Source organism: Bradyrhizobium sp. 22 (assembly GCF_000482425.1).
GTDB lineage: Bacteria > Pseudomonadota > Alphaproteobacteria > Rhizobiales > Xanthobacteraceae > Bradyrhizobium > Bradyrhizobium japonicum_B.
Map to the genome: position 1 here is coordinate 3,319,849 of NZ_KI519399.1, position 23,253 is coordinate 3,343,101.

The following is a 23,253-nucleotide window of genomic DNA, read 5'->3' on the forward strand; positions in this document are numbered from 1 at the left end:
CGCTGTTGCAGGAGCTCGAGGAGGCGATGCGCCGGTCGTCCGCGCAGGGCGTGCTCTACGGGCAAACTGTTGCCAACGTTGCCGGAATTGCCAATTCCGACCTCGAATGCATGGACATCCTCTATCTCGAAGGTCGCGTCACCGCAGGCAGGCTCGCCGAGGTCACGGGCCTGACGACCGGCGCCATCACCGGCGTGGTCGACCGGCTCGAGAAGGCCGGTCTGGTGCGCCGCGAGCGCGACGACAAAGATCGCCGCAAGGTCTTCATCGCCGTCGTGCCGGAGGCGGCGATGAAGGTCGGCAAGTTCTACGTGCCGATGCAGCAGGCGATGGAAAAGGTATTGGCGGCTTACTCAGACGAGGAATTGCGCCTGCTGCTGCGTTTCGCCAATGAGGGCTACAAGGGCGTGCTCGCGGCGACGGAGGCGCTGAAGGGTCTACTCGACACGCCACCGGAAAAGCGGCCCGCGCTCAAGCTGAAGACGCGTCGTCGTCAGCCCTGATCTTGTAGATCTGTGCGGCCGCGATCATGCCCCACATCGCGCCCAGCATCATCCAGAAGTGCCGCCAGTGGTCGGTGTCGATCACGAAGCTTTCGCCGACGGTGCCGAGGAAGGCGGAGAAGACCGCGAGATAGGCCCGCTGCCAGGGGACCCGCACGAAGACGTGTCGGAGGCCCATGATCACGGTGGTGAAGACCAGCGCGGGATAGCACACGCCGGACAGCCAGCCGCCGGACATGAAGGCGTTGAGATAGGAGTTGTGGGTGTCCTCGGGAAAGAAGCGGTGGAATTGCAGGGGACCGATGCCGAACGGCAGGCCGAGCGCCATCTCCGCACCGAGGATGTGACGGCCGAACCGGCCGAAGCGGCCTTCGTCATAGCTCTGGCCGAAGCTTGCGCGCTGCTTGAACATCTCGGCGGTGGCGTCGAATGACAGCAGCACCGCGATCAGCGCCAGCCCTAGCACCGCGGCCACGATCGCCATGATGATGATGCGCGAGCGCTGTGCGTTGGTGCGGCCGGTCAGCACCATCAGCGCCAGCATGAAGGCCGAGGTCAGCACGAGGCCGCCCCAGGCGGCGCGCGAGAAGGCGAGCAGGATCGCCAGCGACATGATGGCGAAGGCGATGACGTTGCGGACCGCCTTTGCCAGCTTGTCCGAAACCACGCTCTGCAGCGCAAACAGCGCCGGCAGGATCAGGAAGGCGCCGAGCACGTTGGGGTCCTTGAACGTGCCGCGCGCGCGCCCATAGAGCGTGAGGAGGTCGTTGCCGCCAGGCACCAGGTGGAAATAGCCGGCGACCGCCAGGAGCGAAGCCACCATCGCGCCGACCACGAGCCCGCGGCGGAGCATGTCGAGCCGGGCCGCGGTGTCCTCGGACATCACCATGGCAAAGAACACCACGGTCACCGCCATGTACCAGGAGGTCGCGATCCAGCTCACCACCTCCGGCTGCTCGTACAGCGGAATCGCGCTGATGGTGTAGCCGACATTGAGCAGCACCAGCATCAGCACCAGCGGCATCAGCGCGAGCCGCAAGCGCAGGCCGGTGGCGAAGAAAATGACCGTGGCGAGCAGCGTCGCGATCTCGTAGGGGCTCGGCTCGATGAAGACGACCGCGCCGGAGGCGCCGACCAGCCACACCAGCGCGCGCTGCAGCGCCAGCACACCGGGCGCGGCCGGTGCGGACAGTTTCACTCCATCGGCTGTCGCCGCATACGCCATCACATGCTCATACGCTTACGCAACTCGTACGCCACAATCGCCGCTGTCATCGCCCGGCTTGACCGGGCGATCCAGTAATCCGCGGCGCCGATTGTTGAAAATCACTACCGCCGCGGCGTACTGGATGCCCCGGTCAAGCCGGGGCATGACTGAGAGACTCAACTCAATACGCATTCTCGTTCTTGGTCAGCAGCGAGATCGGCGTCTTCAGGAGAATGTAGAGGTCGAACAGCACCGACCAGTTCTCGATGTAATAGAGGTCGAACTCGACGCGCTTCTGAATCTTCTCTTCGTTGTCGATCTCGCCGCGCCAGCCGTTGATCTGGGCCCAGCCGGTGATGCCCGGCTTGACGCGGTGGCGCGCGAAATAGCCGTCGACGGCCTCATCGAACAGCCGGCTCTGCAGCTTGCCCTGCACCGCATGCGGCCGCGGGCCGACCAGCGAGAGATTGCCTGCAAACACCACGTTGAAGAGCTGCGGCAGCTCGTCGAGGCTGGTCTTGCGGATGAAGCGGCCGACGCGGGTGACGCGCGGGTCGTTCTTGGTCACGACCTTCGATGCGGTCGGGTCGGCCTGATGATGGTACATCGAGCGGAATTTGTAGACGTCGATGCGCTCGTTGTTGAAGCCGAAGCGCTTCTGGCGGAACAGCACCGGTCCCGGGCTGTCGAGCTTCACCGCGAGCGCGACGAGGCCCATCACCGGCAGCGCCGCGAGCAGCGCGAGGCTGCCGACGACGCGGTCGAACAGCCATTTCATCACCAGGTCCCAATCGGTGATCGGCGCCTCGAACACGTCGAGCGTCGGCACCTCGCCGAGATAGGAATAGGAGCGCGGGCGGAAGCGCAGCTTGTTGGTGTGCGCGGAGAGGCGGATGTCGACCGGCAGCACCCAGAGCTTCTTCAGCATCTCCAGGATGCGCGTCTCCGCCGAGATCGGCAGCGCGAACAGCACGAGATCGACGCGGGTGCGGCGGGCGAACTCGACGATGTCGTCGACCTTGCCGAGCTTGCGCGCCCCGGCGCAGGTGTCGAGCGCACGGCTGTCGTTGCGGTCGTCGAACACGCCGAGCACGTGGATGTCGGAATCCTCCTGCGCCTTCAGCGCTTCGACCAGCTGCTCGCCGTTGCTGTCGGAGCCGACGATGATGGTGCGGCGGTCGAGCCGGCCCTGGCGCGCCCAGCCGCGCACCAGCGAGCGCAGCAGCAGGCGCTCGGCGATCAGCGCGGCGAGCCCGAGGACGTAGAAGGCGGCCAGCCACAGCCGGGAGATTTCGCTGCCGTACTTGGCGAAGAAGGAAATGCCGATGAACAGCAGGAAGACGAACGACCACGACGAGATCATCCGCGTCATCTGCCGGAGCTGTCCTCGGAACAGCTGGACCTGATAGATGTCGGCGGCCTGGAAGCAGACCACGGCGGCGACCGCGACGGCGACGACCTCCGCAGGATAGAGCCAGCTGAAGCCGGAGAGCGGCATCACATAGCCGACATAGAGCGTGATGCCGACCAGGCACAGCAGCGCGAAGTCGGCGAGGCGGACGAAGCCGGCTATCACGATCGGCGAATAGGCGCGGGCGACCTTCTGGTTGACGACTTCGAGCGCTGCGGGCGAGAGTCGGCGACGGCGCTCGACGAAAGATTGGTCAGCGGGCTTCGCCGCAGCGCTGGCCGCGGCGTCGAGCATCGAGCGTGCGTTGAGCGGTTCCACGGGCGTCCACGTCCATTCCAAAGCCCGCGGCACGGCGTTCAGCGCCCGGGCGAGCATCCCCTGGACTTTCGATTATCGAACAAATCGGAAGATTCTCTAAAGCGGCGCTTAAGGATGGTTAATGATTGGCAAGTGCGTCGCGATAGCCGGCGAGCACGCCGTCGACCATCGCGGTTTGCGAGAAATGCGCGGAGATGCGCCCGCGCAGGGTGACGGCGCGCTGCGCGGTGGTTTGCGGATCGTCCAGCGCCGCGGCGATCGCTTCCGCCATGGCCTCGGGATTGCTCGGCGCGAACAGAGCGGGGCTGTCGGCGCCGAAGATTTCGGGGATGCCGCCGATTCTGGACGCGATCATCGGGATGCCGGCAGCGCCCGCTTCGATCACGACATAAGGCATGGAATCGCCGCGCGAGGGAACGACGAGGAGCCGCCCCTTGGAGAAGCCGTAGCGCGCCTTGACGTGGCCGATGAAGCGGATCGCGTGGGTGAGGCCGAGCGTTTCCACCTGCGCCTTCAGCGCCGCCGTTTCCTCGCCATCGCCGCCGAGCGTCAAGGTGACCTTCTTGCCGCCCTCGTGCAGGCGCGCCACGGCATCGACCAGGAGATCCGCACCCTTGATGTGCCTGAACTCGCCGACATAGCAGAGGTCGGTGGCATCGTCGGCGGTCACGACAGGCTCGAACTCCTCGGGCGTGACGCCGTTGAAGACGCAACGCACCACGCCCTTGGGCGTGCCGACGATGCGTTGATAGGTGTCGCGGGCGAACGCGCTCTCGAACAGGAACAGGTCGGTCGAATCCATCAGCGCGCGCTCCAGCCGCGCGTAGAACTCGCCCTTGAGGGTGTTGAGCGGATAATGCAGCGAGCCGCCGTGCGGGGTGTAGATGCGGATGGTGTCGTCGGAGCGGCGCCGCATCCGGATGAAGGCGCCGGCCTTGGCGCCATGGCCGTGCATGACGTCGGGCTTCAGCGTGGCGATCAGGCGCCGCATGCGAAGCCACACCAGCACGTCGTCCGGGGAGGGTTCGCGGCGGATCGCGAGCCGGTGCACGCCGAGCTTCAGCCGCGGTGCGAGCTCGGCAAGGGCCTTGTCGGCACGCTCGCCGCCGGTCAGGCTGTCGGCGAGAATGCCGACATGATGGCCGCGGTCGACCTGGCCGTTGGCGACGTCGAGGATGTGGCGGAAGATGCCGCCGACCGGAGCGCGCACGGCGTGGAGAATACGAAGCGGCCGGTCAGGAGAGGGGGGCATGCATCAAAACCAGCGCTCGACGGCGAATGCCGAACAATTCCTTGGAAGTATCGAGACGGATTAAGAGCCCTCGTGGTTAACAAACGGTGACGAGCGCGCGTGCGGCCGTCGCCGACGCCGCGATTAACCCAGCGGCAACCTTAATGGAGTGTAATCGCCCCGGTTGAGGTAACTTGGTGGCGTTGCCCCTGCGGGAGTGTTCGATGCGTTTAGCGTTCTGGCGTGCCGGCAAGGACAAGGCGGTGGTCGCGCGGGCCGTGTCGAAGCCCAAGGCCGACGTCGCGCCCAAGGCCGAGAAGGCCGAGAAGGCTGAAGTCAAGGCCGAGCCCAGGATTGAAGCAGCGCCTGCGCCGATCGTCACGAAGCAGGCGCAAGTCGAATCCGGCGACATCGACCTGCACGCGCTCGGCGCGGCATTGGCGCGCAAGCGTGGCTGGATCGTCGTGCCGACGGTGCTGGCGCTCGTCGCCTCGATTGCCGCCGTCAGTCTCGTCACGCCGCGTTACAAGTCCGAATCGCGCATCCTGATCGACGGCCGCGAGAACGTATTCCTGCGCCCGAACAGCGACCGCACCGAGGAGCGCCAGGCGCTCGATGCCGAGGCCGTCACCAGCCAGGTGCAACTGGTGCTGTCGCGCGATCTCGCGCGCGAGATCATCAAGAAGAACAAGCTTGCCGAGCGTCCCGAGTTCGACCCGGTCTTGCAAGGCATCTCGCCGCTGAAATCGCTGGCCGCGCTGATCGGTATCGTCCGCGATCCGTTCGCGATGACGCCGGAAGAGCGTGTGCTCGATGCCTATTACGAACGTCTGCAAGCCTATGCCGTCGACAAGTCGCGCGTGATCGTGGTCGAATTCCAATCCGCCGATCCCGAGCTTGCGGCGCGCGTCGCCAACTCGATCGCCGACGGCTATCTCGTGCTGCAGCAGGCGGTCCGCCAGGAGCAGGCCAAGAACGCCAGCCAGTGGCTCGCCGGGGAGATCGAGAATCTGCGCAAGAAGGTGTCGGACGCCGAGGCCAGGGTCGAGGACTTCCGTTCCAAGTCGAGCCTGTTCATCGGCACCAACAACACCACGCTGTCGAACCAGCAGATGGGCGAGGTCAACACGCAGCTCAACAATGCGCGCTCGATGAAGGCGGATGCGGAATCCAAGGCGCGGCTGATCAAGGAGATGCTCCAGAGCGGCAAGCCGATCGAGGCGTCGGAGGTGCTGAACTCCGAACTGGTGCGGCGGCTGTCGGAGCAACGCGTGACGCTGCGTGCCCAGCTTGCCGAGCAATCCTCGACCTTGCTCGGCAACCATCCGCGCATCAAGGAATTGAAAGCCCAATTGGGCGATCTCGACACCCAGATCCGCGACGAAGCCAGCAAGATCTCGCGCTCGCTGGAGAACGACGCGCGGATCGCCGGTGGCCGGGTCGACGGCCTGATCGTGAGCCTGGAGCAGCTCAAGAAGCAGGCGGCCTCGACCAACGGCCAGGACGTCCAGCTCCGCGCGCTCGAGCGCGAGGCCAAAGCGCAGCGCGATCTGCTCGAGACCTATCTCGCCAAGTACCGCGAGGCCAACACCCGCGAGACCATCGACACCGCGCCGACCGACGGCCGCATCATCTCGCGTGCCATCGTCTCGAACACGCCGGCCTACCCGAAGAAGCTGCCGATCGTGCTGATCGCGACGATCGCGACGCTGTTGCTCTCGTCCGGCGTCGTCGTCACCGGCGAGCTGTTGCGCCAGACCGCGCCGCGCGCAGTGGCGGCGGTTTTCCCGGCCCAGGCGGCGGTGCGGCAAGAGCCGACGGTCCGACCGGCCGCCGAGCCGGCCTTCGATCCCGGCATCGAGCCCGTTGTGGCCGAGCCCGCGCCGCTCCAGCCGGAGATGGCGACTGATAGCGACGTTACCGAATTCACCGAGATCGAACGTCTGGCCGAGGACCTGCTCGCCGCCGGCGCGGCCGCGAAGAAGGTCACCGTGCTCGGCACCGCCTCGGGAGAATCCATCACGCTGTCGACGTTGACGCTGGCACGGTATCTGGCGCGCGAGGCGCGTGTCGTGGTGGTCGATCTCGCCGCGTCCTCGCCGACGATCGCCGCGTTGTCCGTCGATGCGTCGGCGCCGGGCCTTGCCGAGCTGATGCAGGGCGAGGCCTCGTTTGCGCAAGTGATCACCCGAGACAAGCTGTCGCGGCTGCATCTGGTCATGGCCGGCCGTCCCGGCTTCGACCGCAGCCTGCTGCAATCGCCGCGGGTGATGCTCGCCATCGACGCGCTGCTGCGCGCCTATGATCACGTGCTGATCGATGCCGGCAGCGCTTCTGATCTTCCGGCCGAGCTGCTGACGGCGCATGCCCGCGCCGTCGTGGTGCCCGATGCGTCGATGGCGAGCGATGCGCGCACGTTGATGTGCGAGCAGCTGAAAGCGGTCGGCTTCAGCGAGGTGACGATGCTGACCAAGCCGGTGCAGCCGTCGAACGCGGCGGAAGCGCCGCGCGTGGTGGCGGCGTAGGTGTGCTTACCCTCCCCTTGAGGGGCCCTCCAGGGGAGAGTAAGAGATAGCTTCGCAATTTGTTAGAGGCGTGGGGACAGCCCGTTACCCGAACGCCTGCCGCAGCCGGCGGGCCAGGTCGAACAGCATCTGGTTCTGCTTCACCAGGCGCTTGCCGCGGCTCAGCGACGACATCGCCATCGCGGCGAGTGTTCCGCGCGAGGTCAGCGGGACGAAGCTGTCGAAGATGTCTTCGTCGTCCTTGCAGAACATCCGCTTGTACTCGTCCGAGCCGATGCCGAGGTCGAGCGAGCGGTAGCCGTGCTCGCCGTAGCGGTCGATGATGTAGCGCATCAGGATCAGGCCGGGACTGTAGCGGGCGTGCTCGGACATCGTGTAGGTGTTGAACATCATCGAGAAGCGCTCGCCGTCGGCGACGCCGGCGAAGATCGCGATCACCTCGTCGTCGCATTCGAGCGCATGGATGTCGATGACCCGGCCTTCGCCGCGCGGCGCAAGGCAGGCACTGCGGACGAACTGTTCGACGCCGGGCTCGGCAAAGACGTTCGGGAGCTTCTGCTCCGCCATCCGTACCGGCTTGACGCGAAAAAACCAGTCGAGCAGGCGGATAATGTCGGCGTCGGTGGTGGCCAGGTGGTAGCGATAGCCGGCGAGCGCCTGGAGCTTCTTTTCCTTGCTCTTGAGACGGCGGCGAAGCGAGTTGCTGATCCGCGATGCCGTCGGCCCGCCCGGCTCCATCACCAGCCGCGGACAGCCGTTGATGGCACTCTGTCGCGGCAGCAGCGCAAACGGGTTCGGCTGGTCGTGCCAGCGCAGCGGCTGCTGCGTCAGCGCGAGCACGTCGATGTGCTGGCGCAGCGGCACCAGCAGCGCCTCGAGATCGGCGGCATTGGTCTGCGCGGCGCAGGCGGCGTCCCACAGGCCCATGTTGAAGGTCGTATGCTTGCCACCCATGAAGCTGGCCGTGCGCACGCCGTGACTTTGGCGCAGCGAGAGCGGCAGCAGCAGCAGCGGATTGTGATCGGCGTCATGGGCGATCACCACGAACGGGCGCGCGCCCTCATGCGTGCCGACCAGCCGCTGCCAGGGGCTCAGCAGATCGAAGCGCTGATAGGGCGTGAAGAGATGGCCGGGCTCCTCGAAGCTGCGCCAGACCGCCTCGGCGGCGTCGAGATCGGTGACGATGTCGACCTGCGCGATACGGCTCGCTTTCGACCGCGCTGGCGCTTCTGCCGTCCGGCTTTGCATCGCCGCAGCCATGGTCATTCGCGAAACCTGTCGAGAAATCAGAAATAGACGTCAATCGGCCTGTGGCCGACCTTTGCAAAGAAAGGTCAACAAAGGGTAAGGACAGGGGAGCGGGAACGAACGCCTCGAGGGCGTCAAGGGGTGGGGATGCCTGGGGTGGGGATATTGGCCTCCGACGGCAGATGGCTGGAACGGCTGCGCCTCGAGCTGGCCTGGTTGACGGGCCGGGCCGCGCTGGGCAGCCGCGGTGCCGGCGCCATCCTGCGCTTGGAACGGGTGCGGCCGCGGCGGCGCGGCGGGTTTCAGCCGCTGCGCGCGCACGAGATCACGCCGCAATTTCTCGACCGCGCCATTGGCGCGCTGAAGCGCTGGGGTTACGATTTTCTCGGCATGGACGAGGTCTGCCGGCGCGCAGTGACGTTGCCGGAGCCGCGGCGCTTCGTGGCGCTCACCTTCGACGGCGCGCCCAAGGATCTCATCGAGTTTGCCTATCCGGTGCTGGCACGTCACGCGGTGCCCTTCACGGTCTACGTGCCGACCGCGTTTCCCGACGGCGTCGGACAGGCCTGGTGGCGCGGGCTCGAACAGGTGATCGCGCGCGAGAGCCGCATCAGCCTGATGATGGGCGAGAAGGAGCAGCGCTTCGTCGTCACCGAACCCGCCGAGAAGCAGGCGCTGTTCTCGCATATCGAGAGCTGGTTGCGCTCGCTGCCGCCGGCGGATCTGGCGGCGGCGGTCGCCGATCTCTGCACGCGCTACCGGATCGATCTTGCCGCGCTCTCGCGCGAGGCGTCGATGGATTGGGAGGATCTGGCGAAGCTCGCAGCCGATCCGCTCGTCACGATCGGCAGCGCGACCGTGAACTATCCCGTTCTCGCCAACATGAAGGACGGCGCGGCGCTGCGGGAGATGACGATGGGCAAGGCCGTTGCGGAAGCGGCCTTCGGCCGCGAGGTCGGGCATTTCGCCTTTCCGTTCGGTGATCGCGCCTCGTTCCGGCGCAGTCACGTCATCATGGCGGAGGAGGCCGGCTTCGTCAGCGCGGTGTCGACCATCGCGGGCATCGTGGATGCGGAGGGCCGGACCAATTTGCGCGCGCTGCCGCGGATCGCCTGGGACGGCCGTGTGCGCTCGCTGCGGATGTTGCGGGTCCTGGTGTCGGGCGCTGTCTTTGCGCCGGTGAAACCGACCGGCAGCACTACCGGCCAGACTTGACGCGGTCGGGACGCTGCATCCAGCTCACGATCGGCATCGCCGGCAGCACCCAGCCGATCCCGACGACCACGTAGTAGATCGCCTGCCGCCAGCCGGACTCGGCGATCCACGGCATCTGCGCCGCGGCCATGCCGAGCAGGGCCCAGACCGTAGCCAGCACCAGGAGCAGGATGGCGCCGAGGAACTTGCGGGTGCGGATCGTCATGACGTGAGCTTGCCGTTGTCGCGTAACTTGCGCTGCGGGAGCGGGGGACTATAAGGGGCACGCAGTCCGGTTCAAGCCCTGGTTTCAACCCCTGACATGACGACGAATTCCGTTCCAGACAATCCGCATCGCGCCGTGCGCTGGTGGCTGATCTCCGTCGCCGCGCTGATCGCGTTGATGGTGCTGGTGGGCGGCGCGACCCGGCTGACGGAATCCGGCCTTTCGATCGTCGAGTGGAAGCCGGTCACCGGCAGCGTGCCGCCGCTGTCGGAGGCGCAGTGGACCGAGGCGTTCGAGGCCTACAAGAAGATCCCGCAATATCGCGAACTCAATGCCGGCATGAGCCTGTCCGAGTTCAAGGAGATCTTCTGGTGGGAGTGGAGTCACCGCTTGCTCGGCCGCTTCATCGGCGTCGCCTATCTGTTGCCGTTCCTGTTCTTCCTGTGGCGCGGCGGTCTGTCCGGTGAGTTGAAGCGCCGGCTGTGGCTGCTGTTCGCGCTCGGCGGGCTCCAGGGCGCGGTGGGCTGGTGGATGGTCGCCTCGGGCCTGGCGGGCCGCACCGAGGTGTCGCAATATCGCCTGGCGACACATCTGCTGCTCGCGCTGCTGATCTTCGCCGGCATCGTCTGGACGGTGCGGCGGCTCGAGGAGCGGCCGCAGATCGCAGCACCGGCGCGGCTGCGGTTCACGAGCGTGCTGCTGCTGGCCGTGACCCTGGTGCAGATCTATTTCGGAGCGCTGGTCGCGGGCTTGCGCGCCGGGCGCGCCTACAACACCTGGCCGCAGATCGACGGCGCGTTCATTCCCTCGGCCGAGCGGCTGTGGTTCGAGACGCCGTGGTGGCGCAACATGTTCGACAATGTCTTGACGGTGCAGTTCGAGCACCGCATGACCGCCTATGCGCTGTTCGTGCTGGCGTTGCTGCACGCCATCGACGCCGTGCGCGCGGGCGCGGCCGCGGGCGGTGCGCTGTGGCTGCTCGCCGCGGTGAGCGTGCAGGCGGTGCTCGGCATCCTCACGCTGCTCAACCAGGTGCCGATCGACCTTGCGCTGTCGCACCAGGCGGTCGCGATTGCAGTGCTCACGCTTGCGGTGATGCAGGTGGAACGGCTCGCCTCGCGCCAGCAGACGCATGCGCAGCCGCGTGCGGTTCCGCTCGGTCAGGCCGGCTGATCACATCGGCCGGCTGATTAGCAATAGCCGTACACGCCGCACGCATAGGGCAGGCGCCAGAAATAATCGACCTGCTTCCCGCCGTAATACGCGCCCTGGTAGTCGTAGCTCCAGGGACGCCCGTAATAGCCGGGCAGCGTGTGGGAGCCGGGCAGGAGCGGGGTGCCCGGCAGGTTGCGGATGTAGCTGCCGATGCCATAGGCCGGCGAGATCAGCGCGTCCGGGTCGGTCTCGACATAGACCTGCGGCGGCGGCGCGGCGGCCCGCCGCTTCGGCGTCGCCGGCAAGTCGGCGGCGAGCGCGCCTGAAACCGTCAGCATCGCCGCAAGAGCAGGTACCATCCAGCGCAGCATCATCGGCTCCGAATCAAAAGGGGCGATCCAAGGACGATGTATGGGGCAGATGTGGTTAATGACTGTTAACTGACGACGGCCAAAGCGGCCGCCGTCATTCCGGGGCGGTGCGAAGCACCGAACCCGGAATCTCGAGCTGGATCAGACAAGATCGAGGTTCCCCGATGCGCAATTGCGCACCTGAGGTTCGCGCTACGCGCGCCCCGGAACGACAGTGACTACGCCCCCAGCGCCTGCTCCAGATCCGCGATCAGGTCTTCCTTGTCCTCGATGCCGACCGAGAGCCGCACCACGTCGGGGCCGGCACCGGACTTGGTCTTGGCGGCGTCGTCGAGCTGGCTGTGGGTGGTCGAGGCGGGGTGGATCACCAGCGAGCGGGTGTCGCCGACATTGGCGAGGTGCGAGAACAGCTGCAGCTTCGACACCAGGTTGACGCCGGCGTCATAGCCGCCCTTCAGGCTGAAGGTGAACACGGCGCCCGCACCCTTCGGCGCGTATTTGCGCGCGAGCGGGTGGTACTTGTCGCTCGGCAGGCCGGCATAATTGACCGAGGCCACCGCCGGATGCCCCGCGAGGAATTCGGCGACCGCTTTGGCATTGTCGCAGTGCTTCTGCATGCGCAAAGGCAAGGTCTCGATGCCGGTCAGGATCATGAAGGCATTGAAGGGCGACAGCGCGGGGCCGAGATCCCGCAGGCCGAGCACGCGGCAGGCGATCGCGAAGGCGAAATTGCCGAAGGTCTCCTGCAGGCGGATGCCGTGATATTCCGGCCGCGGCTCCGACAGCATGGGATATTTGCCGCCGGTGGACCAGTCGAAGGTGCCGGCATCGACGATGATGCCACCGAGCGAATTGCCGTGGCCGCCCAGGAATTTCGTCAGCGAGTGCACGACGATGTCGGCGCCGTGGTCGATCGGACGAATGAGGTAGGGCGAGGCCAGCGTGTTGTCGACGATCAGCGGCACGCCCGCCTTGCGCGCCACCGTCGAGATCGCCTCGATGTCGGTGATGCTGCCGGCGGGATTGGCGATGGATTCGATGAAGATCGCCTTGGTGCGCGGCGTCACTGCGCGCTCGAAGCTTTCGATATCGTCGGGATCGGCCCACACCACGTTCCAGCCGAAGCTCTTGAAGGCGTGCGTGAATTGGTTGATCGAGCCGCCATAGAGCTTTCGCGCGGCGATGAACTCGTCGCCTGGCTGCAGCAATTGTTGCAGCACCACGACCTGCGCGGCATGGCCCGAGGCCACCGCCAGCGCGGCCGTGCCGCCTTCGAGCGCGGCGACACGCTCTTCCAGCACGGCATTGGTGGGGTTGCCGATGCGGGTATAGATGTTGCCGAAGGCCTGCAGGCCGAACAGCGAGGCGGCATGGTCGGCGTCGTTGAAGACGAACGAGGTGGTTTGATAAATCGGGGTCGCGCGCGCGCCGGTGGTGGGGTCGGGCTGTGCACCGGCATGCACGGCGAGAGTTGAAAATCCCGGAAGGCGATCGCTCATTGAGGGCGTCCTGTTCTTGTGGCCTGAAATCGCGCGGCATGCTGATGGGCGCCGCGCTCGCCGTCAAGGCGCCACGTCAGTTCGGAATGATCTTGCTACGCATTGCCGCGTTCGCGAAACGAATCCGTCGCGATTGCGTCAGCTTTGCTCGCTCTTGTTCTTGGCGGCCCGATCGGATGCCGCGGTGTCGCCGCCGCCGACGCTCATCCGATTGAGGGAGAGCCGCATGCCTTGCGTCGGTGCCGGCGCGCGCTTGGAGCTCAGCGTGCGCGAATTCACGCCCATCCAGGAGATCTCCGACGACAGGCGGCCATATTCGATCTTGGGGCAGCGATTCATCACCACCTTGATACCGACCGATTCCGCCTTCGCCGCCGCGGCATCGTCCCGCGCGCCGAGCTGCATCCAGATCACCTTCGGCAGCGGATCGAGCGTGAGCGCCTCTTCGACCACGGGCATGATGTGGCTGGAGTTGCGAAAGATGTCGATCATGTCGATGGGACGCCCGATGTCCGAGAGCGAGGCGACAAAGGGTTTTCCGAGCAGCTCCTTGCCGACATGGCCCGGATTGACCGGGATCATGTCGTAGCCGCGCTGCGCCAGATATTTGAACGCGAAATAGCTCGGCCGCACGTTGACGGGCGAGGCGCCGACCATCGCGATCGACTTCACGCCGTTGAGGATGCCGCGGATGTAATTGTCCGGATAGGAGTCGTGGTTCATCACTCGTCTTTTCTTGTTGTCATTGCGAGCGCAGCGAAGCAATCCAGACTGTCACCGCGGAGAGATTCTGGATTGCTTCGTTGCGCTCGCAATGACGGGGTCACTCATCCCGCCATGTCGGCTTGCGCTTCTCGATGAAGGCGCCGATGCCTTCCTCGGCGTCGCGCGCCATCATGTTCTCGGTCATCACCTCTGCCGCATAGCGATAGGCGTTCGCAAGGCTCATCTCGGCCTGACGGTAGAAAGCCTCCTTGCCGAGCTTGACGGTGTAGGCGGATTTCAGCGCGACCTGTTGCGCGAGCTCGATCGCGGCACCGAGCTCGGTGCCGGCCGGCACCACGCGGTTGACGAGGCCGATCTCGCGGGCGCGCCCGGCGGTGACGGGCTCGCCCGTCAGCAGCATCTCCATGGCCTGCTTGCGCGGGACGTTGCGCGACAGCGCCACCATCGGCGTCGAGCAGAACAGGCCGATATCGACGCCGGGCGTGGCGAACTTCGCGTCCTCCGATGCGATCGCAAGATCGCAACTGGCAACCAGCTGGCAGCCGGCCGCGGTCGCGATGCCCTGGACGGCCGCGACCACGGGCTTCGGCAGATGCACGATGGCCTGCATCATGGCGCTGCAGGCATTCATCATCTCGGCGAAGAAGGCGCGGCCGCGATCGGGATCGGTGCGGCGCGCGGTGAGCTCCTTCATGTCGTGGCCGGCCGAGAAGGCGGAACCGGCGGCGGCGATCACGACGCCGCGGACCGCCTTGTCGTCGCGGATATCGTCGAGCTGTGCATGCAGGCTGGCTATCATCGCGGCCGACAGGCTGTTGCGCGCGGCCGGGCGGTTCAGCGTCAGGACCGCGATGGGACCTGCGCTCTCGCGCAGCAGGATCGGCGGTTGCGGGGAGGGGGCGCGGGCGGCCTGGACGGACATCGAAGCGTTTCCGTTGGATTATTGCATTTGAATGACGCAGATAACTTAATGTAACAGGACAAGTGAAGCGAGGGTGGGGAACAGCATGGCGTTAGCGAAATTGAGCGTGGCAGAGGTCGAGCAGTTCCTCCGTCTCGAGTTTCCCCAGGCCTTCAGCGGCGACGACATCACCATCGAAAGCGCCGACGGCCAGACCTGCCTCCTGCGGCAGCGTTACAGCGAAAGGATGCTGCGGCCCGGCGGCACCGTGTCCGGTCCGACGCTGATGGCGCTGGCCGATTTCGCCATGTACGTGGTGCTGCTGTCCGCGATCGGGCCGGTCGGGCTCGCCGTGACCACCAATCTCAACATCAACTTCCTGCGCAAGGGCCAGCCCGGCCAGGACGTGCTGGCCGAGGCGCGGCTGCTCAAGCTCGGCAAGCGGCTGGCGGTCGGGGAAGTGAAGCTGTTGTCCGGCACCTCGCCAGATCCGATCGCCCATGTCACCTCGACCTATTCCATTCCAAATGTTTGAGCTTTTTGCAGGTAATATAGCACCATATTTATAAGCACTTGATATTGCACGAGTAATTTGCGTCGCTTGGCATTGACCGTGGCGCGTCTCTTCTCTAGAACCCGCGCAGTCCGGTGCGGTGTTCGCGCCGATGCTCCCCGTCCACGGAAACTCTGACATGAAAACCTTTTCGGCAAAGCCGGCTGAGGTGACGAAGAAGTGGGTGCTGATCGACGCCAAGGGTCTGGTCGTCGGCCGTCTCGCCACCATCGTCGCCATGCGCCTGCGCGGCAAGCACCTCCCGACCTACACCCCGCACGTCGATTGTGGCGACAACGTCATCATCATCAACGCGCAGCATGCGGTCCTCACCGGTCGCAAACGCGAGCAGAAGACCTATTACAAGCACACCGGCTATGTCGGCCACGTCAAGGAGCGCACCGCGCGCCAGATCCTCGAGGGCAAGCATCCCGAGCGCGTGCTCGAGAAGGCCGTCGAGCGCATGATTCCGCGTGGCCCGCTCGGTCGCGTGCAGATGGGCAACCTGCGTGTCTACGGGGGGGCCGATCATCCGCACGAGGCGCAGCAGCCCGAGAAGATCGACATCGCCAAGTTGAACCGCAAGAACACGAGGGCCGCATAACATGGCCGAATCCATCCAGTCGCTCGACCAGCTCTCGCAGCTCAAGACGGCGGCCGCGCCCGACGCGCCCAAGCACGAGAAGAAGGTCGACAAGTTCAACCGCGCCTATGCCACCGGCAAGCGCAAGGACGCGGTCGCCCGCGTGTGGATCAAGCCGGGCGCCGGCAAGGTCACCGTCAATTCGCGCGAGGTCGAGGTCTACTTCGCCCGTCCCGTGCTGCGGATGATGATCGAGCAGCCGTTCTCGGTGGCCCAGCGTTCGGGCCAGTACGACGTGATCTGCACCGTCGCCGGCGGCGGCCTGTCCGGCCAGGCCGGCGCGGTCCGTCACGGCATCTCCAAGGCGCTCACCTATTTCGAGCCGGAGCTGCGCGGCGTGCTCAAGAAGGGCGGCTTCCTGACCCGCGACTCCCGCGTGGTCGAGCGCAAGAAGTACGGCAAGGCCAAGGCCCGCCGTTCCTTCCAGTTCTCGAAGCGTTAATCGCTTCTGCCGCATTCGCTGCGAAAGCGGCTTCAATGAGATGCAAAAGGGCGCTGATTCCAGCGCCCTTTTTGCTGTTCGTTTGTATGCAAATTGATGGCGTGTTTCCGGAAAACTTGGCCTCCCGCGAAAACCTGAATGGAACTCGCCAGACCTAGCGTCGCCTTCGGAAGGGCGCGCAAATCGGATCTACCGATCGCGTACTGCTATGTTCTAGAGGGGGCCGACATGATGTCGCTCGATAGCATCACGCTCTATTTGGTCGCCACCATGGTTGCCGCATTGCTCGGCGCGATGATGGTGTTTTTCGGCAGGCAGGAAAACAGCCCTGCACTGAAATGGTGGGGCACCGCCTATCTGCTCGGTGCCGCATCCGTTGCGCTATGGACCGCCGCCGGCGACAGGCTCGGCCCGCATCTCTATCTGGCGCTGAATGCCGTCGGCTTCGTTGCCTGCGGCATGGTGTGGAACGCGGCGCGCGTCTTCCATGGCCGCAAGCCGAACTGGCCGGGCCTCGTGCTCGGCGCGCTCGCCTGGGTCGCCGCCGTGACATTGCTGGATCCGGCAGCATCCATGCTGCGCATGATCGTCGGTGCCGGCATCGTCTCGGTCTATGCGGCGCTGACCGCCAGCGAGCTCTGGACCGAACGGCGCAAGAGCCTGCAACGACGCTGGCCGGCCTTCGTCATGCCAGTGATGCACGGCTGCGTGTTGATGCTGCCGATCCTGATCGGCAGCTTCCTGCGTCCGAACGATGCGGGCTTCTCCGGCAGCATCTGGGTCACCGTATTCGCGGTCGAGCTCATCCTCTATGCCGTCGGCACCGTCTTCGTGATCTTCATGCTGGTGTCCGAGCGCACGGTGACCGCGCACCGGACCGCGGCTTCCACCGATCCGCTGACCGGCATGCTCAACCGCCGCGGCTTCTCCGAGGCCTGCGGCCGCGTGATCGAGCGCGAGGCCAAGGCCGGGCGCCCCGTGACCGTGATGATCTTCGACATCGATCACTTCAAGTCGATCAACGACCGCTTCGGCCATCCCGCCGGCGACGAGATGCTGAAGCTGTTCTCGACCGTCGTCGTCAGCAATCTACGCATCTCCGACCTGTCGGGCCGCATCGGCGGCGAGGAATTCGCAGCGCTCTTGCCGTGCTCGCTGGCGGAGGGCGTGCTGGTCGCCGAGCGCGTGCGCGAGGCGTTCGAGACCTCCGGCGTCGTGGTCGATGAAGGTCCGGTCGATACCACTGTCAGCATCGGCGTCGCCGGCGGGCCCGCCGGGACCGAGCTCGAGGTGCTGCTGGCGTCCGCCGACACCGCGCTCTACCAGGCCAAGCGCGGCGGCCGTAACCGCGTCGAGGCGGCGGAGGAGCTGCCGTTGTCGCTGGAGAACTGGCGCCGCCAGAGCGCCGCGCGGATCGGCGCATCGCAGGCGCGGCCGGCCACCGCCTGAGACGGCGTTGCGGGTAATGCTCTGTTTACCATTCGATCCCTACCATTGCGGTCATGGAATCGATCCGCCGACAGAACCCGCAAGCCGCCCTGATGTCGCTCGAAGCCGCCGCGGCCTCGGCGCGCAGCGGTTTCGCCTGCCTGTTCTCGACCGCGGACGAATACGAAAGCGCGCTGATCAGCGAGCGCCGCGCGCAGGGGCGCTACACGCAAAGCCGCCGCAGCAACTGGCCGCTCGCGCTGTTCGTCGGTTGCGCCCTCATCGTGGCGGGCACGGTCCTGCTGCTGATCTGAGAGATCTGCATTTTTGGACCGACCAGGGCGCCGCTTCGGCGCCTTTTTCTTTTTCGTCGGCTGCGGTAGACACGCCCATCGAGCAAAAGAAAGGGTGGAAACCGATGATCACCGAGATCGCGCAAATCGACGTCAAGCCGGGCAGCGAGAAGGACTTTGAGGCCGCCGTCGCCAAGGCCAAGGCCGCTTTCGGCCGCTCCAAGGGCTTTCACGGCTTCGAATTGCACAAATCGATCGAGAAGCCGCAGCGCTACCGGCTGATGGTGAAGTGGGCGACGCTGGAAAACCACACCGTCGATTTCCGCGGCTCGGAGAATTTCACCGAATGGCGCGGCCTCGTCGGCCAGTATTTCGCCTCGCCCCCGGAGGTCGAGCACACCGAGACCGTGCTGACGAGCTGAGCTGCGTGAGGCGGCTTCACGCTGCCTCCATCAGCGGCGGCGCCTCATAGGTCTTGAAATGGTCGATCATGACCTTGGCGATGGCGACCAGCGGCAGCGCCAGGGCCAGGCCCCAGATTCCGAACACGACGCCGAGCAGGATCTGGAACGCGAACAGCGTGGCCGGCGGGATGTCCAGCGCCTGCCGCTGCAGGATCGGCGTCAGCACATAGCTCTCCATGGCGTGCACGCCCATGAAGAGCAGAAAGGCCGATAGCGCCGGGATCCAGCCTGAGGCGAGGCTTGCCAGCACCACGATGACGCCGGCGATGATGGCCCCGACGGTCGGGATGAAGGCGAGCAGGCCGGCCTGAATCCCCAGGATGAACGAGCCGGGGATGCCGATGAGGGCCAACCCGACCCAGGTCACCACGCCGACCGCGAGCATGACGATGATCTGCGCGATCAGCCAGCGCTCGAGGGTCTCGGCTATGCGGTCGATGACGAGGGTGACGCGGGTGCGGTGCCTGGCCGGCGCCAGGAACAACAGACCGTCGTGATAGGCCGCCGGCTGGGCGGCGAAGGCGAAGCCCAGGAACAGCACGATGAAGATGTTGCCGACACCGTGGATGGTGCCGAGCAGCAGCTTGAAGGTCTGGCTCACGATCGCGCCGCCGCTGGAGGCCAGCGCGCCCGCGCCGGGCAAGGCACTGCGCGGGGGCGTCGCCGGCGAGGGGCTCGTCTCCGCCGGCGGACTGACCGCGGACTCGGCTCCGCCGTTGCCGAGATCGAAGAAGCTGGTGTCGAAGCCGTGGCTGTCCAGGAACGACCTGACATTGGCGAGCTGCGACTTGAGGGTCTTGCTCAGCAGCGAAGCCTGCTCGGCAATGGTGGCGCCGCCAAGATAGGCGACGCCGGCGAGCATCAGGGCCAGCGCGGTGCAGACGATGGCGAGCCGCACCGCATGCGGCAGAGGCACGCGGCGGCCGAGCGCGATCGTCAACGCGTTGAGGCCGAGACCGAGCAGCATGCCTGTGAAGATCAGCAGCAAGGTGGCGGCGAAATACCAGGTGAAGGCGAGCAGCGCGGTGAACAGCACGACGCCGATGCCCCCGACCGAGACCGCCCAGGCGAGGTCGCCGCGGGAAAGGGAGCGTCCGTCTGCGGGTCTCGTCACGTCACGTCTTCCTTCTGGTTTCTGGCCTTGCGCCATGCCTGGGATGATCGACCGGGGCAGGGATTTGCCGGAAGAGCCCCCGCGAGCCAAGCGTTTTTGTGGAACCAAAGTCAAGGCGCCCGCTGGGCCACCGGCACGAAGTGTTTGGCGCGGATCATTCCGAACGACCAACCTGGGCGCGATGTGGAGGCCGAACGCCCTTGAGAAACAGGCCTCGTCCTGCTAATTCGCCTGTAGGAAAGGGCAGGTTTCATGGTCCAGATCTCTCGTCCGCTTCGGCCTGTCCCGATCGACGCGCTCAAGACTGGGGCAGATACCTATTCAAGCGCGATTGCGGATGCGCAGAACTACATGAACTGGGTCATCGACCAGTTCCGCCCTTATCTGCGGGGACAAATCGTCGAAGTCGGATTTGGTCACGGGCACTACAGCAAGGCGCTGGGCGAGCTCGGGGATTATTGCGGCGTGGACCACGACCGCGACAGCGTCGAGCAGGCCACGCGGCAGATGCCCGGCCGCAAGTTTGCCGTCTGCGATATCCTGGTCCGGGATCAGTTGCGGTCGCTGTTTCCTGAAGGCGTCGATGCGGTCTTCACCATCAACGTGCTCGAGCACATCGAAGACGACGCGACCGCAATTGCCAACCTGGTCGACGTGCTGAAGCCGGGAGGTCATCTCCTGATCAGCGTGCCGGCCCTGATGCTGCTCTATAATGATCTCGATCGCCTGGCGGGACACTGCCGTCGCTACACCACGACGCGTCTGGCCGATCTGCTGAAGGATCAGCCGGTCGAGCTCGTCCGGCTGAGCTATTTCAATCCCATTGGCGGATTGGGCTGGCTTGCCAACCGCCTGAAGCGGCATCACTCGCTCAACGATGACGCCGTGAATGGTCAGATTGCATTGTTCGACAAATACATTGTGCCGCTGTCGCGGGCGCTCGATCCGCTTTCGCGAAGCTTCTTCGGGCAATCCGTTACCTGTATCGCACGTCGCTTATGATTTCAGTCATCATTCCCGCGCTCAACGAGCGCAACGGCATCGTTGAAACCATCGATCGGGGCAGGGCGGCTCTCGAGGGCGCCCAACTCACCCCCTACGAAATCGTCATCGTCGACGACGGGTCGGTCGATGGCACCGGCGCGCTCGCCGAACAGGCGGGCGCCAGGGTGATCAGGCATCCCCACAACATTGGCTACGGCCGCTCGCTGAAGGACGGAATTCGCGCCGCGTCCTACGATACGATCGTCATCAGCGACGCGGACGGCTCCTACCCGATGGAGGCGATCCCCGGACTTGTCGCCCGCTACAAGCAGGGTTTCGACATGGTGGTCGGCGCCCGGACCGGGCCCAATTACCGGGAGTCGATGTTGAAGTCGCCGCTGCGCGCAATCCTGAAGGCGATCGTCGAATTCACCGCCAACCGCGACATTCCCGACATCAATTCCGGCCTTCGCGTGTTCGACAGGAAGGTTGCCATCTCCTATTTCGAGCATGTCAGCGACCTCTTCAGCTTCACGACGTCGCTGACCCTCGCCTACATGATGAACGCGAAGTTCGTCGACTACGTCGAGATCGACTACAGGGAGCGGATCGGCCGCTCCAAGGTGAACCTGTTCCGCGACTCCATCCGGACCCTGCAATACGTCCTGGAGGCCTGCACCTACTACAATCCGCTGAAGATCTTCGTACTGCTGGCGATGATGTGCACGGCGCTCGCGGTGGTCTCCCTGATCGGCGGCATCGCGCTGCAGCTCGTCAGTGCCTTCGTCCTGGGCGTCGGCGCGATCCTGCTCAGCATCCTCGTCGTCGCCATGGGGCTGCTCGCGGTGCTTCTGAAGCAGATCATGAATCAGCGGCCATGACCTCCCTCGGCAGGGGAACGCAATGTGCGGCGTAGCCGGCATCTTTCATCGTGACGGCCGCGCCGCGGATCCGCGCGCGGTTGCGGCGATGTCGGCTGCGCTGGTCCATCGCGGTCCGGACGGCGAGGGCACCTGGCTGGAAGGACCCGTCGGCCTGGCTCATCGCCGGCTCGCCATCCGCGATCTCTCCGAGGGCGGCCATCAGCCGATGCTCGATGCCTCCGGCCGCATCGTCGTCACCTATAACGGCGAGATCTACAACGACCGCGAGCTGCGCAGCGAGCTCGAGCGATCCTTCGGCTTCCGCTTTCGCAGCAGCTGCGACACCGAAATCCTTCCCTACGCCTACCTCGCCTGGGGCGAAGCGATGTTCGAGCGGCTCGAAGGCTTTTTCGCCATCGGCCTGTGGGATCGGCGGGAACGCCGCCTGATCCTTGCGCGCGACGGCATCGGGATCAAGCCGCTGCATTATTTCGAGAGCGACGGCAGTGTGCTGTTTGCCAGCGAGATCAAGGGAATCACCGCCAGTGGCGAGGTCGCGGCGCAGATCGATCCCGTAGCGCTCCACACCTATCTCGCCGCGGGCCACACCGGCACGCGGCAGAGCCTGTTTCAGGACATCAAGCAGGTCCCGCCCGGCACGGCGATCAGTTTCACCGACCGGGAGCGGACCGAGCGGCGCTTCTGGCGGCCGGTGCGCGCGCCGGAGATCGACGACCTCGACGAAGCGGTCGTCCGGCTGCAATCGACCATCGAGACGGTGGTGAAGAGCCAGATGGTGAGCGACGTACCGCTCGCCGTGCTCCAGAGCGGAGGCATCGACAGCTCGCTGATCAGCCTCACGCTCGGGCGGCTCGGCTTGAAGCCGCCGTTGTTCACGGCAGGCTTCAGCGAGAAGAGCCACGACGAAACGTCGGTCGCGCGGCAGATCGCCGCCGCCGCCGGCCTGCCGCTCAACGTCATCGACGGCGAAGCGGGCGAGGGGGCCGAGGCCGCGCTGCGGGCCGTGGTCTATCATTTCGACGGCCAATGCGCCGATACCGGCGCGCTCGGCTTCTATCACCTCGCCGGTGCGGTCCGGCGGCATTCCACCGTGGTGCTCTCGGGCGATGGCGGCGACGAGTTCTTTGCGGGATACGAAACCTACGCCGCGACCATGATGGCGGAGGGCGCGCGTCACCTGGTGCCGCGCCGCGTCGCAGGCCTGACCGGGCGCCTCGCCTATGCGTCCGTGCGCGGCAACGAGAAGCGGCTTCCAGCAGCCGCGCAACTCGCCCGCTTCGCGCTCGGTCTCGGCGACGGCGGCAGCAGCCCGCATCTGCAATGGCGGCGGCTCGTTCCCCGGTTTCTCGCCGAGAGGATCTATGACCGCGGGATGGCCGATCTTGCATCGGCCGACCCGTTTGCCGAATACGCCGAGTACTATGCGGAGCCGCACGAGAAGGTGCTGGATCGGGCGCTGATTGCCGACCAGCGCTTCCACCTCCAGAGCGTTCTCACCAAGGTCGATGCCATGAGCATGGCGCATGGTCTCGAGGTGCGCGTTCCGATCCTCGACCGGCGGGTCATGGACCTCGCCGGCAGGCTCGATGTCTCGCTGCTCAATCCCTGGCCCAAGGGCGCGCCGAAATACGTGTTACGCAAGCTGGCCGAGCGCCTGGGCATGCCGGCCGATGCCGCATGGTCGCGCAAGCGCGGCTTCAACGTGCCGATCGCGCAATTGATGCGGCGCGGCGGGCTGCGGCCGATCTGCGAACGGGTGCTCGACCGCGAAGCTGACGTTTTCGCGCCGTTGATGAAGCCGGACGCGATCCGGCAACTGTGGAAGGCGCATCGCGAAGCCAGCAGCGACAACGCATTTGCGCTCTGGCCGATCCTGACGCTGGGCATCTGGTTGACGGGGCTGGCAGCGCCGGCGCCGCGCCAGGCATGAGCG

General features: G+C 65.7%; 23 protein-coding genes. 13 read left to right on the plus strand and 10 right to left on the minus strand.

All coding sequences use genetic code 11. The features are described 5' to 3' along the window. The first annotated feature begins 26 nt into the window (after nt 1–26). Nucleotides 27–503, plus strand: a complete 477-nt coding sequence (locus tag K410_RS0117025) for a MarR family winged helix-turn-helix transcriptional regulator (RefSeq protein WP_049820270.1) — start codon at nt 27–29, stop codon at nt 501–503. On the opposite strand, the gene K410_RS0117030 is transcribed toward K410_RS0117025, so the two are convergent. The 3 genes from K410_RS0117030 to K410_RS0117040 form a co-directional block, all read right to left on the minus strand. After that, nucleotides 472–1,728, minus strand: a complete 1,257-nt coding sequence (locus K410_RS0117030; protein ID WP_028136018.1) for an O-antigen ligase family protein — start codon at nt 1,726–1,728, stop codon at nt 472–474. The two genes, K410_RS0117025 and K410_RS0117030, sit on opposite strands and share 32 nt — an antisense overlap. 163 nt (nt 1,729–1,891) lie before the next feature. After that, nucleotides 1,892–3,439, minus strand: coding sequence for an undecaprenyl-phosphate glucose phosphotransferase (locus K410_RS0117035; protein WP_028136019.1), 1,548 nt, complete (start codon nt 3,437–3,439; stop codon nt 1,892–1,894). 118 nt (nt 3,440–3,557) lie between these two features. Continuing rightward, nucleotides 3,558–4,691 carry a glycosyltransferase family 4 protein gene (locus K410_RS0117040; protein WP_028136020.1) on the minus strand — a complete coding sequence of 378 codons (1,134 nt, stop codon included), beginning with the start codon at nt 4,689–4,691 and terminating at the stop codon, nt 3,558–3,560. A 203-nt stretch (nt 4,692–4,894) separates the two neighbouring features. Between K410_RS0117040 and K410_RS0117045 the strand changes: the two genes are divergently transcribed. After that, nucleotides 4,895–7,195: a GumC family protein gene (locus K410_RS0117045; protein WP_028136021.1), complete on the plus strand. Its 2,301-nt coding sequence runs from the start codon at nt 4,895–4,897 to the stop codon at nt 7,193–7,195. An 84-nt stretch (nt 7,196–7,279) separates the two neighbouring features. On the opposite strand, the gene K410_RS0117050 is transcribed toward K410_RS0117045, so the two are convergent. After that, nucleotides 7,280–8,461, minus strand: a complete 1,182-nt coding sequence (locus K410_RS0117050) for a GNAT family N-acetyltransferase (protein WP_028136022.1) — start codon at nt 8,459–8,461, stop codon at nt 7,280–7,282. Nucleotides 8,462–8,608: 147 nt separating this feature from the next. On the opposite strand from K410_RS0117050, the gene K410_RS0117055 reads away from it, so the two are divergent. Further along, a complete protein-coding gene (locus K410_RS0117055) occupies nt 8,609–9,658 on the plus strand; it encodes a polysaccharide deacetylase family protein (RefSeq protein WP_028136023.1) in 1,050 nt (349 codons plus the stop codon). Here the strand turns inward: K410_RS0117055 and K410_RS0117060 are convergent. Then, nucleotides 9,642–9,863 (minus strand): DUF2842 domain-containing protein, encoded by a 222-nt coding sequence (locus K410_RS0117060; RefSeq protein WP_028136024.1) that lies wholly within the window; start codon nt 9,861–9,863, stop codon nt 9,642–9,644. The two genes, K410_RS0117055 and K410_RS0117060, sit on opposite strands and share 17 nt — an antisense overlap. A 96-nt stretch (nt 9,864–9,959) precedes the next feature. Between K410_RS0117060 and K410_RS0117065 the strand changes: the two genes are divergently transcribed. Beyond that, nucleotides 9,960–11,036 (plus strand): COX15/CtaA family protein, encoded by a 1,077-nt coding sequence (locus K410_RS0117065; RefSeq protein ID WP_028136025.1) that lies wholly within the window; start codon nt 9,960–9,962, stop codon nt 11,034–11,036. Between the two features lie 17 nt (nt 11,037–11,053). On the opposite strand, the gene K410_RS0117070 is transcribed toward K410_RS0117065, so the two are convergent. The 4 genes from K410_RS0117070 to K410_RS0117085 all read right to left on the minus strand — a co-directional run bounded on the left by K410_RS0117070 (nt 11,054) and on the right by K410_RS0117085 (nt 14,536). Next, entirely contained in the window at nt 11,054–11,389 is a 336-nt protein-coding gene (locus K410_RS0117070; RefSeq protein WP_028136026.1) for a hypothetical protein, read from the minus strand. A gap of 218 nt (nt 11,390–11,607) precedes the next feature. Next, complete coding sequence (locus K410_RS0117075; RefSeq protein WP_028136027.1) at nt 11,608–12,888, minus strand: O-acetylhomoserine aminocarboxypropyltransferase; 1,281 nt, start codon at nt 12,886–12,888, stop codon at nt 11,608–11,610. Between the two features lie 138 nt (nt 12,889–13,026). Next, nucleotides 13,027–13,611, minus strand: a complete 585-nt coding sequence (locus K410_RS0117080) for a CoA-binding protein (protein ID WP_028136028.1) — start codon at nt 13,609–13,611, stop codon at nt 13,027–13,029. Nucleotides 13,612–13,711: 100 nt separating this feature from the next. Continuing rightward, nucleotides 13,712–14,536 carry an enoyl-CoA hydratase gene (locus K410_RS0117085; RefSeq protein WP_028136029.1) on the minus strand — a complete coding sequence of 275 codons (825 nt, stop codon included), beginning with the start codon at nt 14,534–14,536 and terminating at the stop codon, nt 13,712–13,714. 85 nt (nt 14,537–14,621) lie between these two features. On the opposite strand from K410_RS0117085, the gene K410_RS0117090 reads away from it, so the two are divergent. The 6 genes from K410_RS0117090 to K410_RS0117115 all read left to right on the plus strand — a co-directional run bounded on the left by K410_RS0117090 (nt 14,622) and on the right by K410_RS0117115 (nt 18,296). Then, nucleotides 14,622–15,050, plus strand: coding sequence for a PaaI family thioesterase (locus K410_RS0117090; RefSeq protein WP_028136030.1), 429 nt, complete (start codon nt 14,622–14,624; stop codon nt 15,048–15,050). 157 nt (nt 15,051–15,207) lie between these two features. Further along, on the plus strand, nt 15,208–15,672 hold the full coding sequence (gene rplM, locus K410_RS0117095) for a 50S ribosomal protein L13 (RefSeq protein ID WP_011087726.1): 465 nt from the start codon (nt 15,208–15,210) through the stop codon (nt 15,670–15,672). A 1-nt stretch (nt 15,673) separates the two neighbouring features. Beyond that, nucleotides 15,674–16,153: a 30S ribosomal protein S9 gene (gene rpsI / locus K410_RS0117100; protein WP_028136031.1), complete on the plus strand. Its 480-nt coding sequence runs from the start codon at nt 15,674–15,676 to the stop codon at nt 16,151–16,153. Nucleotides 16,154–16,381: 228 nt separating this feature from the next. Beyond that, complete coding sequence (locus K410_RS0117105) at nt 16,382–17,602, plus strand: GGDEF domain-containing protein (protein ID WP_028136032.1); 1,221 nt, start codon at nt 16,382–16,384, stop codon at nt 17,600–17,602. 53 nt (nt 17,603–17,655) lie between these two features. Beyond that, nucleotides 17,656–17,895, plus strand: a complete 240-nt coding sequence (locus tag K410_RS0117110; RefSeq protein ID WP_028136033.1) for a hypothetical protein — start codon at nt 17,656–17,658, stop codon at nt 17,893–17,895. Between the two features lie 104 nt (nt 17,896–17,999). Then, nucleotides 18,000–18,296 (plus strand): antibiotic biosynthesis monooxygenase family protein, encoded by a 297-nt coding sequence (locus tag K410_RS0117115; protein WP_028136034.1) that lies wholly within the window; start codon nt 18,000–18,002, stop codon nt 18,294–18,296. A gap of 16 nt (nt 18,297–18,312) precedes the next feature. Here the strand turns inward: K410_RS0117115 and K410_RS0117120 are convergent, their stop codons facing one another. Continuing rightward, complete coding sequence (locus K410_RS0117120) at nt 18,313–19,452, minus strand: AI-2E family transporter (protein WP_028136035.1); 1,140 nt, start codon at nt 19,450–19,452, stop codon at nt 18,313–18,315. A gap of 252 nt (nt 19,453–19,704) precedes the next feature. Here K410_RS0117120 and K410_RS0117125 point away from each other — a divergent pair, with 252 nt between their 5' ends. From K410_RS0117125 to asnB, 3 genes are read left to right on the plus strand one after another with little or no spacing between them, the layout of a single operon-like run. After that, complete coding sequence (locus tag K410_RS0117125; protein ID WP_028136036.1) at nt 19,705–20,454, plus strand: class I SAM-dependent methyltransferase; 750 nt, start codon at nt 19,705–19,707, stop codon at nt 20,452–20,454. Next, nucleotides 20,451–21,317, plus strand: coding sequence for a glycosyltransferase family 2 protein (locus K410_RS0117130; RefSeq protein ID WP_028136037.1), 867 nt, complete (start codon nt 20,451–20,453; stop codon nt 21,315–21,317). The genes K410_RS0117125 and K410_RS0117130 overlap by 4 nt, the downstream gene beginning before the upstream one ends. A gap of 22 nt (nt 21,318–21,339) precedes the next feature. Next, the gene (gene asnB, locus K410_RS0117135; RefSeq protein WP_028136038.1) at nt 21,340–23,250 is read left to right on the plus strand and encodes an asparagine synthase (glutamine-hydrolyzing); all 1,911 of its coding nucleotides are present in this window, start codon (nt 21,340–21,342) and stop codon (nt 23,248–23,250) included. The last annotated feature ends 3 nt before the right edge of the window (nt 23,251–23,253 follow it).